This window comes from Pseudotamlana agarivorans (genome assembly GCF_018860245.1).
Classification (GTDB): Bacteria; Bacteroidota; Bacteroidia; order Flavobacteriales; family Flavobacteriaceae; genus Pseudotamlana; species Pseudotamlana agarivorans_A.
In genome coordinates this window covers 133,322-149,911 of record NZ_JAHKPD010000013.1, presented here as the reverse complement: position 1 = coordinate 149,911, position 16,590 = coordinate 133,322, and the positions used below count along the sequence as shown (strand labels likewise).

General features: G+C 34.5%; 12 protein-coding genes. All 12 read right to left on the bottom strand.

Annotated features, from left to right (window positions below; translation table 11 throughout):
- Nucleotides 1-99: 99 nt before the first annotated feature.
- Nucleotides 100-2,865 (bottom strand): outer membrane beta-barrel protein, encoded by a 2,766-nt coding sequence (locus KO493_RS09385; protein WP_216067699.1) that lies wholly within the window; start codon nucleotides 2,863-2,865, stop codon nucleotides 100-102.
- Between the two features lie 817 nt (nucleotides 2,866-3,682).
- Nucleotides 3,683-3,883 (bottom strand): hypothetical protein, encoded by a 201-nt coding sequence (locus KO493_RS09380; protein WP_216067698.1) that lies wholly within the window; start codon nucleotides 3,881-3,883, stop codon nucleotides 3,683-3,685.
- 192 nt (nucleotides 3,884-4,075) lie between these two features.
- The gene (locus tag KO493_RS09375; protein ID WP_216067697.1) at nucleotides 4,076-4,681 is read right to left on the bottom strand and encodes a hypothetical protein; all 606 of its coding nucleotides are present in this window, start codon (nucleotides 4,679-4,681) and stop codon (nucleotides 4,076-4,078) included.
- A 31-nt stretch (nucleotides 4,682-4,712) separates the two neighbouring features.
- Nucleotides 4,713-4,904: a hypothetical protein gene (locus KO493_RS09370; protein ID WP_216067696.1), complete on the bottom strand. Its 192-nt coding sequence runs from the start codon at nucleotides 4,902-4,904 to the stop codon at nucleotides 4,713-4,715.
- Nucleotides 4,905-4,973: 69 nt separating this feature from the next.
- Nucleotides 4,974-5,720 carry a LytR/AlgR family response regulator transcription factor gene (locus KO493_RS09365; RefSeq protein ID WP_216067695.1) on the bottom strand — a complete coding sequence of 249 codons (747 nt, stop codon included), beginning with the start codon at nucleotides 5,718-5,720 and terminating at the stop codon, nucleotides 4,974-4,976.
- A 10-nt stretch (nucleotides 5,721-5,730) separates the two neighbouring features.
- Nucleotides 5,731-7,080, bottom strand: coding sequence for a sensor histidine kinase (locus KO493_RS09360; RefSeq protein WP_216067694.1), 1,350 nt, complete (start codon nucleotides 7,078-7,080; stop codon nucleotides 5,731-5,733).
- 13 nt (nucleotides 7,081-7,093) lie between these two features.
- Nucleotides 7,094-8,143 (bottom strand): hypothetical protein, encoded by a 1,050-nt coding sequence (locus KO493_RS09355; protein WP_216067693.1) that lies wholly within the window; start codon nucleotides 8,141-8,143, stop codon nucleotides 7,094-7,096.
- A 159-nt stretch (nucleotides 8,144-8,302) separates the two neighbouring features.
- Nucleotides 8,303-9,520, bottom strand: a complete 1,218-nt coding sequence (locus KO493_RS09350) for a putative glycoside hydrolase (protein ID WP_216067692.1) — start codon at nucleotides 9,518-9,520, stop codon at nucleotides 8,303-8,305.
- A gap of 19 nt (nucleotides 9,521-9,539) precedes the next feature.
- A complete protein-coding gene (locus KO493_RS09345) occupies nucleotides 9,540-11,045 on the bottom strand; it encodes a sulfatase (protein ID WP_216067691.1) in 1,506 nt (501 codons plus the stop codon).
- Nucleotides 11,046-11,076: 31 nt separating this feature from the next.
- Nucleotides 11,077-12,708 (bottom strand): glycoside hydrolase family 172 protein, encoded by a 1,632-nt coding sequence (locus KO493_RS09340; protein WP_216067690.1) that lies wholly within the window; start codon nucleotides 12,706-12,708, stop codon nucleotides 11,077-11,079.
- Nucleotides 12,705-14,522: a glycoside hydrolase family 97 protein gene (locus KO493_RS09335; RefSeq protein ID WP_216067689.1), complete on the bottom strand. Its 1,818-nt coding sequence runs from the start codon at nucleotides 14,520-14,522 to the stop codon at nucleotides 12,705-12,707. Before KO493_RS09335 ends, KO493_RS09340 begins: the two co-directional genes overlap by 4 nt.
- 139 nt (nucleotides 14,523-14,661) lie before the next feature.
- Nucleotides 14,662-16,578 (bottom strand): glycoside hydrolase family 97 protein, encoded by a 1,917-nt coding sequence (locus tag KO493_RS09330; RefSeq protein WP_216067688.1) that lies wholly within the window; start codon nucleotides 16,576-16,578, stop codon nucleotides 14,662-14,664.
- Between the last annotated feature and the right edge of the window lie 12 nt (nucleotides 16,579-16,590).

Below are 16,590 nucleotides of genomic sequence, written 5' to 3'. Positions count from 1 at the left end.
TCCTTATTTCTTAAATGGTTTAATTAAAATTATTTTATAAACTTCATTTGCCCACTTTTATCCCTAGCACAAGAAACAACCTCATATAAACTGAACGTGTTAACGCCTTATTATATAGCCTCGTTGTCCACTATTAACCTCTCCTGCTTTACCCAAAGTGTTAAACTTCCAACTAAAACCAAGCATAAAGTATTGCTGCAAGACGGTGCTTTGCCTATCCTCAATATAATTTTGGTTAACAACCCGTCGTGAGTTATTATTTTGATTTAGCAAATCGTAGGCTTTTAGTGTTACTGTAGCCTTGTCTTTTAAGAACGAATAGGCTAATGTAGAATTCCAAAACCAAACACTTTTTTGAAAGTCATCGGATATATTAGGATTATATTCATAACTCACATTATTGCTCCACTCCAAACTTTTAGTAAAATAATTTCTGGAATTAAGTTGCAAACTATGGCTTGTAAACTCTTGCTTATTAAATAAATCGGTATCGAAAGTGTTTTCTGTAAAATGAATGTTATAGAATGCATCAAGCTCCATAACTTTTTTCCAATTAAATCGTAAACCAATACCTGGTCTAATCGATTTGCTGAGTGACGCATATTTCACCTCGTTGGTAAAATTCACATACCTTCTAATATTGTTTGTTAAACCAACATTAATTTTTAATGTTTTTAAACTATCTAACTTCACTTTCTTGTTATAACCAGCATGAATGTACGCCCTGTAGTTACCATCAACATTCTCGAAAGTGGTTACTTTAACCAAATCATCGTTAACTGTCGTTTTAGCCACGATAGCATCCTCACTAATAGAAGTGAATGTATAAAAATTAAATCCTACCCCTTTTTGAAAATTGTTTTTATTAAAATAGATATTGAAATTATGAAAGTCTGTCGGACTTAAATTGGGGTTACCAACTACAACGTTTAAAGGATTTGTAACATCTACAAAAGTTTGTAATTGATTAAGTGAAGGAGCCTGGTTACTTAAGTCGTATCGCAAATTCACTCGGGTTTTGGGTCCGTTATAACCCAATTGATATTGCAGAGCTGTGGCGTTAAAATGACGTTTTAAATCGAATTCCGGCCGCAAGGCATCTTTGTTTTCTAAGGTTCTAAAAATAAAATCTGTTCTAAGCGAAGTCGTCCATTTTTTCTTTTTGTACTCCAACCCCGCTGTTGGCGTACTGGTAATGTTGGTATACTGATAATCTGAATTAAAGGCTGTGTTAGTGGTAGGCTCGTATTTTTGTGTATTTTCATCAAAATCGAAGGCCATCCTAGTGTTTAAATCGGTAATATCTCGATACCCATAACGAAGGTCCAAAAACAAAGCCTTTTTAATAAGCGGTACGCGGTATGCCACAGAAGCACGAAATGTATTTTTTGTATTATCGGTTTCTCTCAATTGATTAAGTGCGGTGGTTTGAGGTGTACTACCAAGGATATTTACTTCATTAATTAGTTTATTGTCATCTTCGCTTTGTTGCGTTCTATAAAACACATCAAACTTTAAAAATGAACCTTTACGCTTTAATCGTTTTGTAATATTGGCATTATTCTGAAATTGAAATTCTTCACTTTCGGTATACGAATTACTTGTTGAATTATTTATGGGTGTCCCATCGGTACCATAAGAATTTTGAATCGATTGAAATGCATTAGTGCGTTTAATTTGTCTAAATTCTGGGCGCAATGTAATTTGCAAAGTAGAATCTATCTTAAATTTAAAATTTGAATCGACCTTATGTTGATCGGCATTTTGCGCTGATTTTGAAGAAGTACTCGTAAAATAACGGCTATCAGGTAAAATATTCTCGCGTTGGGAAATCGTTTCGTTTTCATTATCGGTATTAGAGCCAAAATAACTCGCTGAAGCTTCCGCTTTTTTACCCCAATTATCTACATAATTTAAACCATAATTTCTTGAGGTAATAACACCGTCAACACCATAATTAAATAACTGGTTATTGGTATCGTAAGAAGAGCGCCCACCAAACATTTTATTTATTTCACCGTAACTAAATCCCGGTTCGTTTACATTATTTGTTCCTACCAAAGCGCTAATGCGTAAATCATCATTAAACTGGTTGTACATACCAGCTGCTTGGTAGCGGTCATCTGTACCTCCTCCAGCGGCTACACGCCCAAAAACACCCTTATTATTTTCTTTTTTAATAACGAGGTTTACGGTTTTATTCTCACCATCTACGGTTTCTCCTGTAAAGGCTTCATCGTCTGTTTTTGTATCTGAAATTTGAATTTTTTCGATAATGTCTTTACTCAAATTTCGAGTTGCAATAGTCGGATCATTCCCAAAAAAAGGTTTGCCGTTTACTAAAACTTGATTAACAGGTTTACCGTTTACTGTTATTTTACCGTCTGGGTCTAACTCCACACCAGGCAACTCCTTTAACAAATCTTCTATATTAGCATCTTTTTTGGTTTTAAAGGACTTAACATTAAATTCTAAAGTATCCTGCTTAATCGTTACAGGGGCTTGAGATTTTATTAAAACTGCATCTAAAACGGCTGTGTTCTGTAACAATTTAATAGTTCCCAAATCTATTTTCAATTGCTCCAAATTCACCTTGGTATGGTATGTTTTATATCCCATAAAAGACACATACAAATTGGCGGTTTTCGCACTGGTTTTATTTTCTAAGGTAAAAGCCCCTTTCTGGTTAGAAATGGTATAGGTCATTAACGTACTGTCTTTTACCTGTTGTAGGTAAACGGTTGCTGCCTCTAGCGGTAAATTGTCGTCTTCGGAGGTTAAAATCCCTGTAATTTCAAAGGCTTGCTGCTGGGCAAAAGTGACACTAACAAAACAGAATGTTAGCAATACTATAAAATTTTTCATGTAAAGTGTTTAGTTGTTTGGTTTTTATGTATACCACACATCTAAAATACCTTACAGAACTTGTAAAAACAGCTGCAAATTAGTTATAGGTAGGATTAACTTAGTATCGGTCCAAATTGAATTAGAATTCGTATGTATTGACTGGATATTCATTTTAAGAAGACAGTTCTCAAAGGGTTTGTTCTTTTTTATATTTATTAATTCCAAAACTAAAGCATCCCAAAGTTTTATTGCTGAAATACAAGATTCAAAAGATGCATTTATATGAGTATAAATTTTAAAATCAGAATTAGCAATCTCAATACTGTCTATTTTTTTTAATAGCTTAATCACATAATTTATCAAACATTTTAACTTCTAGATTACCATTTTCTTTATGATGTGCAACACTCAATGCAATTATTTCTTTATTTTTTTTATTAAATCTCCTTTTTTCGCAAATAAAAAAATATCCTTACTAATATTATTTTTATATTATTTTAAGATTTTATGCTTATCACTCTAAACTATATCGTTTATGTATAAGAATAGTTGCGGGTTTGTATACGAGGATTTTCCAAGGAAAATCAGAAGCTAGCAAACGAGCAACTAACTTTGGTTTAGCTAAAACTAGAAATTTTTTTTATATGGTGTTGCCATTTCGTTGTTTTTATTCTTACACTTTTTGGTCAGTCCTAAATCCTTTTTTTTTTGCGTTTCGCTAGTCAGTCACCTGCAACAGTTGCGTACTGCTTTGGTCAGTCAGATGTTTTTCTATTCCGTTTGAGTGAGCAATTCCGAAACTTGCTAAATTCTGCACACAGTTTATTTTCCAATTTTATTCTAAAGTATTAGCTTTATTAATGACAGAATTATAAGTTGCTTTTAAAAATCCAGTTATTGTAATAAATGCAATTCCAACAATAAAGCGATGTTCGCTAAAAACATTATTCGGGTATAAGTTCGTTAGTGATATTATCAAAATAATCAAGACTGAAATCCAAACTAATGCAAGGATAATTAAGGCTGTTTTTTTCATTAAAATAGTTTTTAAAAATTCTTAAATATAATTGTTAAACGTTATTTCCTCAATGAATGCCAACGTTTATGTATAAGAATAGTTGCGGGTTTGTATGCGAGGATTTTCCGTAGGAAAATGAGACGTTACAAACACGCAACGACCTTTGAATAAGCACTAAACCGCAATTGTTTTTATACGGTGTTAGCTGCTTTAATTATTTGTCTCTTTTGTTATTATTCCTGTTTTAGATTCGAAAGACCTTTCTGTTTTTTTTGCAATTCCCCTTGCTTTTGACAATAAAATTATTCCAAGAATAATCTCAATTAAAGCAAAGTAATTAATATTCTTACTTTTTGAATTTGTTACGATTACTTTCTCTTGTTTTGATTGATTATTAGTCGAAACATTATTTGTTGTGTATTCAGTTTTTGTATCTGTGTTATAATTAAACATTATGAAATTTCCTGCTCCGTGCATTATAGTCATAAATCCAAATACGATAATAATCATATGATATAAAACTAATTTATTTATGTTTAAAACTACATTTTCTTGTTCTTTTATCTTTATTATTGATAATATTTTTTCTGTTTTGAACAAAAGTAATATTGCTACAATCAAGGGTAATAAGAAGTTTAAAACCATTGCCAATCCAATTGTAATCATAAAAGAAGAATTCATATGGTTATTATGCGAAAATATTGAGGAAAACACGCCGATTCCACTAATCATTACTCCAAATGTTTGAATAGCTTTCCAAAATGCAATTAGTCCAATAATTTTTAAAGTAATTGAAAATAAGTCTCTAATTTTCATAGTTTGTATTATTTTAATATGTTCTTAATTGTTATCGGTCTGTTTTATTGCTGCGAACAAAAATATAGGTTAATTCTGTTTCCATTTTAGTCATAATTTCACCAAAAAATAAATCACCTAACAAACTAGAACGATTATAAAATTCTTCACAATTGATTTTTTTAGTTTCTCCATGATTATTAATAAACAAAATTGTTGATAGTAACACTATTGTATTTTTCATTTTTTATTTTTGATTTCAAATCAGGTTTTGAGTGAGTGAGCTATTTATGCTAATGACTGGATATTCATTTTAAGAAGACAGTTCTCGAAGGGTTTGTTCTTTTTTATATTTTGAAACACTTATGATGCTCCCATCGTTCATTACAATATAGCCCCCGTCTTTTTTAACATACGATTTGACATGGATTTTATTTATTAAATGCGATTGATGCGTTCTAATAAACCCATAAACAGATAACAATTCATCCCATTCCTTTAATGTACGAGACACCAAAATAGATTGTTTATCCGTCATATAAAACATGGTATAATTATTCTCTGCTTTACAGTGAATAATAGTGTCAACAGAGACAAAAAACAGCTCTTCTGCTGTTGGTAGCGCTATTTTTTTGGGACCTTGATTATTTTTCAAGTTCTCAACGAGTGTTTTTAATTTGTGATTTTCTTTTTTCTGTGCAACAACTTTTAATACATTTTCTACAGCTTTTTTGAGTTCTGAAATCACTACAGGTTTCATCAAATAATCCAATGCACAAGATCGGATCGCCTTTAAAACATATTTATTATAAGCTGTTACAAAAATAACCTCGAAGTTTACTTCCTGAAGTTCTTCTAGCATATTGAAGCCGTTTTTTTTTGGCATTTCAATATCCAGAAATACCAAATCTGGCTGATGTTTTTCAATAAGCATCAACCCCTCGTCTGCCGATGAGGCCGTTGCTAAAACCAAAGTATCTGGACAATTCTTCTCCAATAACCTTTTCAGGTTTTCTTGGTTATGCAATTCATCATCAATAATTATAGTTTTAAGTATCATTTCCTAGGTGTTAGTAATGTAATGGCATTATTATTTTAACTTCGGTGCCTTGATTGGTTATTTGGCTTTCAGAACGATCCTTAATACTTATTTTAGCATTGGTGTTATACGTTTCATTAATTAACTGAATACGATCTTCGGCTAGTTTTAAACCGTATTTATCTCTATTCAAATCTTTATATTTAGAGGCTTTTGAAGCATTTACACCTATACCATTATCAACTACCATACAAATGAGATTCTTGCTATCTTTTGTAAAGCTAACCGAGAGAGTTCTGTTTGTATCTATTTCTTTTAAACCATGTATAATCGCATTCTCTACAAACGGTTGCACCAACATCGCTGGGATTTCCAATTCATCTTGATTTATAGTTCCATCAGTATGAATCTCGTACTTAAAATCAAGACGCAGTTTTTCAATTTCCAAGTATTTTTTTATGGATTCAATTTCATCGGATAATGGCACTAACCCGTTTTCGGTTTTATCCAACGTTAAACGCATTAACTGAGAAAACTCGGTCAAATAATGATTTGCCTTTTCATTATCTCCTTGATTGATTAAATTCTGAATAGCGCTTAGGGCGTTAAACAAAAAGTGTGGGTTCATTTGCGACCGAAAACTTTTTAATTGCATTTCTGTAAACTTCCGTTTTGAATATTCCTTTTTACGAGCTGCAGCTATATTCCATCGTATAATTAGAAAACTGGACAACACCAATAATAAAAACAACATAACCACTAGAATGTTTTTATTTTTCTGATAAAATGATGCCTTTTTAAACAGGTGAGACTCTAAAAAATTAGCATTCAAAAAATGTCCGTTTTCAGTTATGATATTATGTAAAGCATAATACGCGCCAGCATAATAAACTACTATAGTATAATTGATATCATTTGAAGTTGTAACAAAATCAATTTGATACGTTTTGTCTGCAAATTGCACCGTATCTGGCTGAAGCTTTATTTTAGTTGTTTTCGTATACCAAGAATCAATAAGCGGTTGTGCTATCTGCTTTAAATTAGCATTTGTACTCTTTTTTAAAGTTGTAATGTGATCTCCAATATCCAAAAAAAGATTGTTGGAAGCCAGTCCTGTAATCACTATATCCCTTTCATTGTCTTTATTTACACCTCTAATGTGTAGTTCATTATAATACCGCTCTATGGTCTCATAATAATACAATTCATGCTGTAAAACGAGATACTCTTTTGTAATAACTAATGTGAAATGTGTTTGATTATTAAACCAACTGCCATATAGCGATTTGGGTAATTCCGTGGGCAATAAAGACTTGCCTTGAGCGTGTAGCATTACAGGAAATAATAGTAAAACGCATATTAAAATCACAGCTCTTTTCATCCCCTATTTCACTTTATATTTTGTTCTTATTTTTATAATAAACCGCATTCGGAAATCCAGTTATGGACAAAACATACTCACTCTCTCTTTTTTCTACCTTGAGTGCGTTGTAGCTTGAACCATTATCTACTAAAAACCATAGTACATCCCCTGATTTAGAGCTACCTATATCGATAATGCGATTGTTTTCTATTTTATCAATATGAGGCGCAATGGTATCGTCTTTATAAAAATAAGTATCAGATACTTTTATTGTTTTAGCTCTTACATGATGTTTCCATACCCCTTTAAGATCTTCTGGCATCCCTATTTCGCGAAAATCACGTTTCAAGTTCACTATTTTGTCATACCTAATTGTTAAACTGACTTTCGCATGCTTTAAAACATCAAAATCGCCACCTGAAGTTTTTAGAGTAAGCGTTTTGCCCTTTTTAATAATTTTTCGATACCTGTAAATTTTAAAATTGTAAAGCAAAAATTCTGGAGTTGCTATGGCTATTAGTGTCCCATATTTATCATGCCAATGCCCATAAAATTCTTTTGGAAGAGCTTCCAAGTTAACCTTTTTTCTTTGAATTTTAGAGGTTGTAATAGAGGGGGACATGGTTTTCACTCCACGGGAAACCCCACCTTTAATGACAGACACATCGTCACTAGAAATAGCAATATTTTTAATATACCAACCGTTGGACCAGTTTAAATTTTCTATATAACTAATTTGCTTAACATCATCACTTAAAGGCGGGAAATACAACTTAAAAACCATACCTTCTGGATTGGTCACTACAATGTGTTCGTTCATATTTACACCAACCGCTTTACTAATGTGTAACTTCACCTCTGCATTTGACTCTTCAACGATGTGGGTTACTACTGGAATTAAAAAAGCCTCTCCCTGTCTAACAAAAAAATGTATTATGGTTTCAACCTCGTTAACTTCTATTTTTGTTATTTCAGCCGAAAAATTCATATCCCCATGAATTTCAGGATAATAAATCGTTTTTTGAGCAAAAATGCACTGAAAAAACAAGAGTAATAAAACAGTTAAAAACTGATTTTTCATAAAATATTATATATAAACAAAGCTAACATCTTTATTACAAAAGATATTAGCTTTTTAGTATTTAGGCTTTATAAATGAGTATTTAGCTTAATGCCAAAGGAAAAGTACATATTAAGTGTTTAGGCAAAACTGCTCAATATCCATTGAATTTACTCATTATTAATGCCAGGTAATTTTAGATTTTCTGCTTTCGGTATTAATCCAAACCTCAGCATGTTCAAATTCTCGTGTAAATTCCCAACCTTCTGGTGTGGTTCTTTTATAAGCGCCTTTTGGTGCGCCAAGTGGTTTTTGTAATTCAGGATAATCTACTAAGGAACCATCGGCCAAAGCCCAACCCCAGCTGTACATAAAATAAGAGTATGGTTGCGCTCCAATCAAGTAACAGGCTAAAGCATATTCCAATTTTTCTTGTGATATTTTAGGCATGACTTGATACTTTTCTTCTTTACTTATACTTCTAAGAAAACCACGATCGTGCCCTTCAACACCTAAGCGAAACACCGAAATTTTATCTTCCTGAGCATTTTTAAGCATGCCCTCCCAATCTGACAATAAATTTTCTTTATTGTAATGCACTGCACTGTAATTTTCAAACATTAAGGCGTCGCTCACCGGGTATACAAATCTGGCACTTTTGCTATTTGCATTATTGGCTAGTAAAATTTTGTCTGCCCCTAATCGCTTTTTAAGGTTGGTCATCATCTCACCCATAGCGATTTCAATGGCGTCTTTTTTGTCTTTCATTAAATTGACATTGCCATGCATTTGGTCTATAAAAGCACCATCGCAACCCGAATCTTCAACGCCTTTGGCTACTGTTTCTACCCACCATGCACGAAAATCTGGATTTAACACATTAAATAAGAACGCCGTATGCTTTTCTGCCAGTTTTCCTGTTTTCGGATTTTTGATTAAAAAGGACTTTAATTTAGGCGATGAATCGATACGCTCCCTCGTAAAATCTTTGCTATAAGAAGTGTAAGACCAGGCTAAGGCAGCATTAAAATAAAACAAAACCTTCATATCGGGTTTTATAGCCTTAAAAGCTGCTGCATCATGCTTCGCCCCTAACTCGGCAGCACCTAATACTTCGTAACCGTGAGACTTTTCAATGCAAATGAAATTAGTGCGTTCTGCAATAAAATGGAGTTCCTCAGCTGTTAACACCCGTTCTTTGTCTCCAAACATATAATAGGTTGGCGTGGTATCCCAACTAAATTCTGGATAGAAATCCTTAGCCAGGAAACTTTCTCCTTCACTAGTTACATGGGGAAGCGCTGTTTTAAGTTTCGGACTATCTTGTGCATTTAGAGCGAAGTTTGCCAGAATAACGACAAGTAGTAAACTTATATTGAATTTTGTTTTTTCTTTCATAATGGAATATGTTTTTATTTTAAAATTGTAATACTGAAGCAGGTGGGAGCGGCACCTTATTGTCTTTTCGCCATGCCGTGAGTTCGTTCACCAATTGCGTTGCTACTTCAGAATTTTTACTTGCCAAATTTTTAGATTCTTTTAAATCTGTTTTCAAGTTGTACAGTTCGATTTTACCATCATTTAAAAACTGAATCAATTTCCAATCCCCTTTTCTAATCACCGAACACGGCGGATTTCTATAGGTACTAGCGAGATGCCAAAAAAGCGGACGTTCCTCAAAGGGTTCTTTTTTATACAAAGGCAGTAAACTCTTGCCATCTAAATCGCCGCTGTAGTTTTTCACATGAGCCAAGTCTAAAAAGGTTGGAAAATAATCCATTCCAGAGATAGGCGTTTCTGAAACTCCTGAATCAATTTTTCCTTTCCAATTTACAAAAGCTGGCACACGAATACCCCCTTCGTACACCATACCTTTTGCGCCTCTCAACGCATTGGATTTACTTGTTAAACCGTTAAATCCATTATCTGATGTAAAAATCACAATGGTGTTTTCACGCAAACCAGCTTGATCGAGATAATCAAAAATGCGTTTTATATTGGCATCAATAGATGCGATCATGGTAGCATATCCGGCTGCTTCCTCTCTATTTTTTAAGCCTTGCCCCGTTATAGAATCCCCTTGTTTAGTCATAAAATTTTTCAGCCATGCTTCATTCCTTGGAACAATTGGGCGATGTGGCGCATAGTAATGTAGGTTAACAAAAAAGGGCCCTTTTTTATTTTGTTTGATAAAATGGATTGTCTCATCAGTGAGTCGGTCGGTTAACCATTCATCCTCTTTTTTATCTTCAATATATGGGTTTTTAAACGGTGCTTTATAACCGCCGCTTTCAGATTTATAGCCTTTATTATAACCTCGTGCTGGATCGCCCCACCAGGATCCACCAACATTTTTATCAAATCCTTTTCCAACGGGGTAATAACGTTGAATATCCGCCGAATTATGATGCGCTAACCAGTCAAAATTACCACTAGTTGGTTGCTTCAAGTGTTGCTCAAACGGATAATTCGCTTCTTCTTCTGGGTTTGGACCTACCACATGCCATTTCCCAATATGAGTGGATTTATAGCCCGCCTTTTTTAACGGTTCGGCATACATGGTATGCTCCAAACCAACCGTCCATCGCGAAAATATATTATCCTGATTATTTCCTTTTTCTAAAACAGGCACATTATAAACATCGGTTCGAAACGACTGTTTTCCCGTTAGCAAGGCTGCTCTTGAAGGCGAACAGGTGGGATACATATAGGCATCGCTAAAAACCATACTTTCACTTGCCAAGGCATCTAAATTTGGAGTTTCAAACCATTTGCTTCCCATAAACCCGACATCTTGCCAGCCTAAATCATCTGCCAATATGAAAATAATATTAGGTTTATTTTGGGCTTTTTCTTGAGATTTACAAGCCCATATTGCAAAAAGGCAAACTAGGAGTGTTTTTAATAATTTTAATGTTCTCATTTTTTAATTTATTCTTGAATTTTGATTAAAATTAATATTTAGACAAAGCTCCTTTTGGATTTGGTAATCTATTTGAGGTGGTAGTCGCATCCCCATACCAATACATTCCAACACCATAAGCCATATCGCAATCTGTTCCGCTCCATACCTCCATATCCAACTGAAGTGCACTTCCAAAAGGAATTCCATCTAGCGATCGCGTGCGTGTTTCCGTACTATATCCTTTAGTACTATTACCTTCTTTTGAAACTTTTCTATTTAACTTATTATAAACATTAACACGAGGTTGTGCATGAAAGGGGTGTTCATAAAAATCGTTATATCCCCAGGAGTACCCATAATAATCTTCTGTTCCTGTACCAAAAATTGAAGGAAAATCTTCGTTATCTACCCAAATTTTCTCATCACCTTCTCCCCACCAATCATCCACTGGATTCATAACGGTTAATGCATCGCCAACATAAACACCTCGCCCCTTAAGGGTAACATAATTCCAGTCTGAATGCGGACGTGTAGGCACAGGGTGTTCTCCGCGCCAAGCGGCATTAAAGTACATACTGTTTTCATCCCAATCCCATGCCTCAACACGAGCCGTTAATTTTATATCTATAGGTTTACTTCCTAGGTTGAGAACAGATATTTTTGCCGATTTTTGGTACGGCATCACCCATCTACACGACATAGCTCCATCTTCCTTTACAGTTCTATACCAGCCTTGAAACGGATTTAATCCAAGACCTGAACCAAAAAAATCGCCTATAGGGCTCCATACCGTTTCTTTTCCGTCAAATTCCATTTTTAGAACGACAGACCGTGTTACTGTTGTATCTTCATAATTTCCTAATTGAAGTAAAAGTGAACGTATGGCTGAGGAATCTTCAGATAAATTGATGGATTTTTCTTCGTTTGAATTTAAAGTCTCACTTAAACTAAACACCTCGCCATCGGTAGAATCTTTTGGATTTAATAGTGCGTTACAAACAGTTTTTATTTGTGGTTCTGCTTGATGATAATCTTCCATATTAAATGTTTTCACAACAGTTCCAGCCGCATATTCGCGATAAGTAAACTGATAAAAGAAAGGACGTTCTGTAACCGTAACTTTACAACTTTTTGAATACGGTATAGGAAAAAACGATACTGCTGAGAGTAATGATTTATGAGCTAATGGAAACGGAAAGAACGCCGTTCCGTTTAGTAGATTCAGCATATTACCTTCCAGAGTTGGCTCTGTAGCGCCATCCAAATAAATCTTGATGATACTCGTTGTTTCAAACCTTTTAAGACTTCTAACAGGCATCCAAGTTCTGACGATTGCACCTGGCCCCTGATGATCCATAAGCACCCATTCTTTAATACCATTGTTTTCTTCTACACGGATAAAATTAGTGTCGGTCTCTCTAGGATTCATATCATGGTTTGTAAACCACCCAATCGAATCTTTTGGATTTTTAGAAGCCCTATTGTAACTACTTGATTGTTTTAAACGAAAATCTTTTTGAGGGAAACGTGCCAAGATATCCCGGTCAATCATTTCATTTAAAAGCGAAGACATACTAACCTCTTTTTCTTTAGGCGTACTACAAGATGACACCCCAATAATTGCTATCAAAATGAAACAATACCTTGCAACAATATTTTTTACGTTTCTTAATTTTATCATTTTAGTTCCAATTTTATGCAAACACCTCCCCCTGGGGCAATATTCAATTTTAGTGTTTCATTTGCATGCACTATGCTATTTTCTTTGGTAAATTCTTCGCGATTTTTATCCCAAGTTGTATGCTTTCCGTCAAGAAAAATAGTGGCTTCATAATTCCCTTCGCCTAAAAACTCGAGAGGAAATTCAATTTCTCCACCTTTTTCATTGGTAACGCCGCCAATCCACCAAGTGGTATCTTTTCTTCTAGCAACTACATATGTTTTTTCGATGTCTCCAATGAGAACTTTAGAAGCATCATAACTTAGCGGTAAACCTTTAATAAATTCAAATACATCAGGTTTTCTTTGATACGCTTCGGGAATATCGGGTAAACACAAAAGCGGCGAAAAATACGTAACACACATAGCAGCTTGAGCAATAATAGTAGATTTCAATTCGCTTTTAACATAGGTACGTGCTTTCATTTTATCAATATCAAAAAATCCAGGTGTCACATCTATAGGTCCAGCTACATTATTTAAAAATGGTGTGATGGTATGATCTACAGGCGAAGCCACGTACCCGCCGTCCATAAATGAATGATTATACTCGCGTGTTAAAAAATGTGGCCATGTGCGTTCTATCCCTGATGGAATTACAGCCTCATGACAGTCTAACATCAATTCGTAATCTGCACATTTTTCTAAAACGTGTTGTAATAGTGCAACTCCCGTTTGGTTTTGCTCTCTCAAAAAACCTAATTTAATACCAACTACACCCCAGGCTTTATACTTAGCGAGTAGTGTGTCTGTATCAAATGCTTCAAAAGCGACACGGTTTACATACAACCATAGTCCGACATTTTTTTCTTTTGCCCTCTTACTTATCCTTGGTAAATCGATTTCTGGAATTGTTGTTAACGGATTTGAAGCTTTTTCATGCTCTGCACCGTACCATCCGGCATCTATCATAAAATATGGCAGACCTAATTCTGAAGTTTTATCAATAAAACGCAGCATGCTTTCAGTATTCAATTGATATTCAAAACCATCCTCTTTGGCCCCTCGCGCTCTCCAATCCCAAGTAGAAATACCCGGTTTAATCCACGATGTATTTTTAATTTTTGAAGGCGGATTTAAATTCTGTATTAAATAACTATGTTCTACAAAATAAGCTGGTGCATCTGCTACCATAACCACACGCCAAGGACTTTTAAATTCAGGTTTTAATTTTACATCACCAACGATTTCTGCACTTAATGATCCATTTGGATTGGCAGACAAATGAAGACTTCCATAATTATATAAGCCTGCTTCGGTAATAAAAATATAGTGTCCTTTTTCTGATTTTGAAAGTAATGGTAAACTAACCTTTTTTATTTGAGACACTTGCATATTCTTTTTATACTTCTTACCCCAAGGATGGGCTAAAACCCACGATTTTGAGTGGTTAGCCATATTAAATTCTGTAAGCTCATTTTTCAAAGTTAGACTTGATTTCTCTGCTATTTCAAATTCATATTTAAAGGCTAACCCTTCATTATACATTCTTAATAATAGTGTATAAGTATTTGAGTTTTTATCCTTTAATTTAACCGTTAAAGCATTGTAATAATCTGGGTAGCTTTGTTGTGTACCCCAAAGTGGTTCCCATTGTGTACGCGAGGCATCTTTTTTCACTTCTGTTACAGATAAACCTTTCCAAGCCATTTCATTTAACTCAATTCCCATCAATGACTTTTGAATTACCGGAATTTTATTATTAAAAAATGAATAATATATGGAATCGTTTTCCAATCCTACAACCACATGTTTGGTCTTGTCGGGTGAAAACAAGTCATAGTTTTGGGCAAAGGCACTACTTATATTGAAGCACAACAGCACCAGAAATAATTCCCTTTTGAAATTAAATAATTCAAAACCAATTTTATTATTAACACACATGCTTTAAGTACTTTCTTTCCTAATTAATTAATTAATTAATTGGCCTAATCCACATACAATGCCCGCCACCAGCTACCATTTCAGCCTTTACGACATCGCCTTTCTTTACTGTTGCAGTGCGTACTTGGTAAGCTTCCGCATTCGTTTCACTATTGGTTTGTAGGGTGTCTTCATAGTAAGTCACCGTATATGTTTTATTCGTTTCTAAAAAATCTAGCGGAATGTCCAATGCGCCACCATCTACATGCACAGACCCAATAAACCACGCGTCATTATAACGTCTAGCAGAAGAAATATAACCATCAATTTTGGAATGTATCACTTTGCTTTCATCCCATTTTCCTACGGGCATTTTTTTAATAAATTCAAATATATCTTGCTTCGCGCCATAAGCTTCTGGAGCATCTGGAAGACACACTAGGCCGCTAAAAACAATAAGAGTACGTGCAACTTCTGCTGTGACCGTGGTATGTAAAGAATTCCGAATTTTAGGCCCTTTTTCGCGTTCGCCAGCATTAACTCCCGAAATATCAAAAATCCCGTTATTCATATCTAAAGGCCCTTGAATTCCATTAATTAATGCCATTCTTACAAAAGCTCTTGGGCTAAATGCCTTTTTAGAATCTTGCTGGGCATGACAATACTCTCTGGTTACGGCATTAGGATAGGTTCTAGTTACACCGGTAAGAGGTACTGGGCCATCGTGAAAATCTATTAACAATTGACTGTCTGAACTCAACTTCACAGCATCACGAGTAAATTCAGCCTTATTCCCCATAAAACCGTATTTAATGCCTTTAACACCTAAGGATTTATAGTAATCGAATAATTTATCATCACCATAACTTCCTTTTCTTCTATCATAATATAAAAGGATGTCTACCCCCTTCTTATCAGCGTATTTAATAACCTTTTCTAAATCTAATTTTTCAGACATTTCTATTTGCCCGGGTTCTATATTCGTGTACCAAGCATCGTCTATTAAAAAATATTCAATATCATTTTCTGCTGCAAAATCTATAAAACGGTAATAGCTTTCGTTATTGATGCCATAAGTAAACCCGTCTTTTGCTTTAAACCCATGAACACGCCAGTCCCAAAGGGATTTTCCTGGCTTAATCCAATCGGTGTTTTCTATTTTACAAGGTGTTGCCAGGTTCATAGTCACAGGATTTACGCTAAGATCGCCTACGGTTTTTCCTAGTAAAATAACGCGCCAAGGTGATTTAAATGCCGCTTGAGCTACAACACCTTTGTTTTTGGAAACTAAGGCATTTTTGTTCAAATCTACGGCGATCTTCATCGTCTCAAACCCTTTTGATTCATATAGGTCGGATTCTAAAACGGCCATAAATCCATGCTTAGGGGTTTCAATAACGATTGGAATATGCAACGCTTTTTTCTTCTTCTTTTTAGTGATTTTTTCTTGTTCGGCAGCTAATTCTTTTAAGCTAAGCGGCCCTAAAGGTTCTTGCTCACCATTTGGTAAATAAAACACACTATTTTCTATAGGCGTATATGAACTTTGTAGTAATACGTCCTTAACTCCATTCGAATCATCAAGAATAAAACGAAATGCTACACCTTCATTATAAACTCGAGCCAAAAACCTTCCTTTTATGGTATTAAAAGCAACTTTTAATTCCAGTTCTTGATAATGATCGCGCATCTTTTTTTGTTGTCCCCAAACCATTTCCCAATCATGATCTACATTTGATATTTTGTGGTGTTCTACAACCACTTTTCTATCTTCGAATAAGGCTAACACACCCGATTTTATCATGTTTTTTCCCAACCAATCCAAACTATAATGGATGCTATTGTTTTTTATAAACAGATTTAGTTTTACTTGACCGTCTGGCGAAACAACAGGGTACGATTCTTGTGCCCCTTGCATAGACAGTGAAACGGTAAGAAGGATTAAAAATAATATAGGTTTGATTTTCATAATTTTAATATT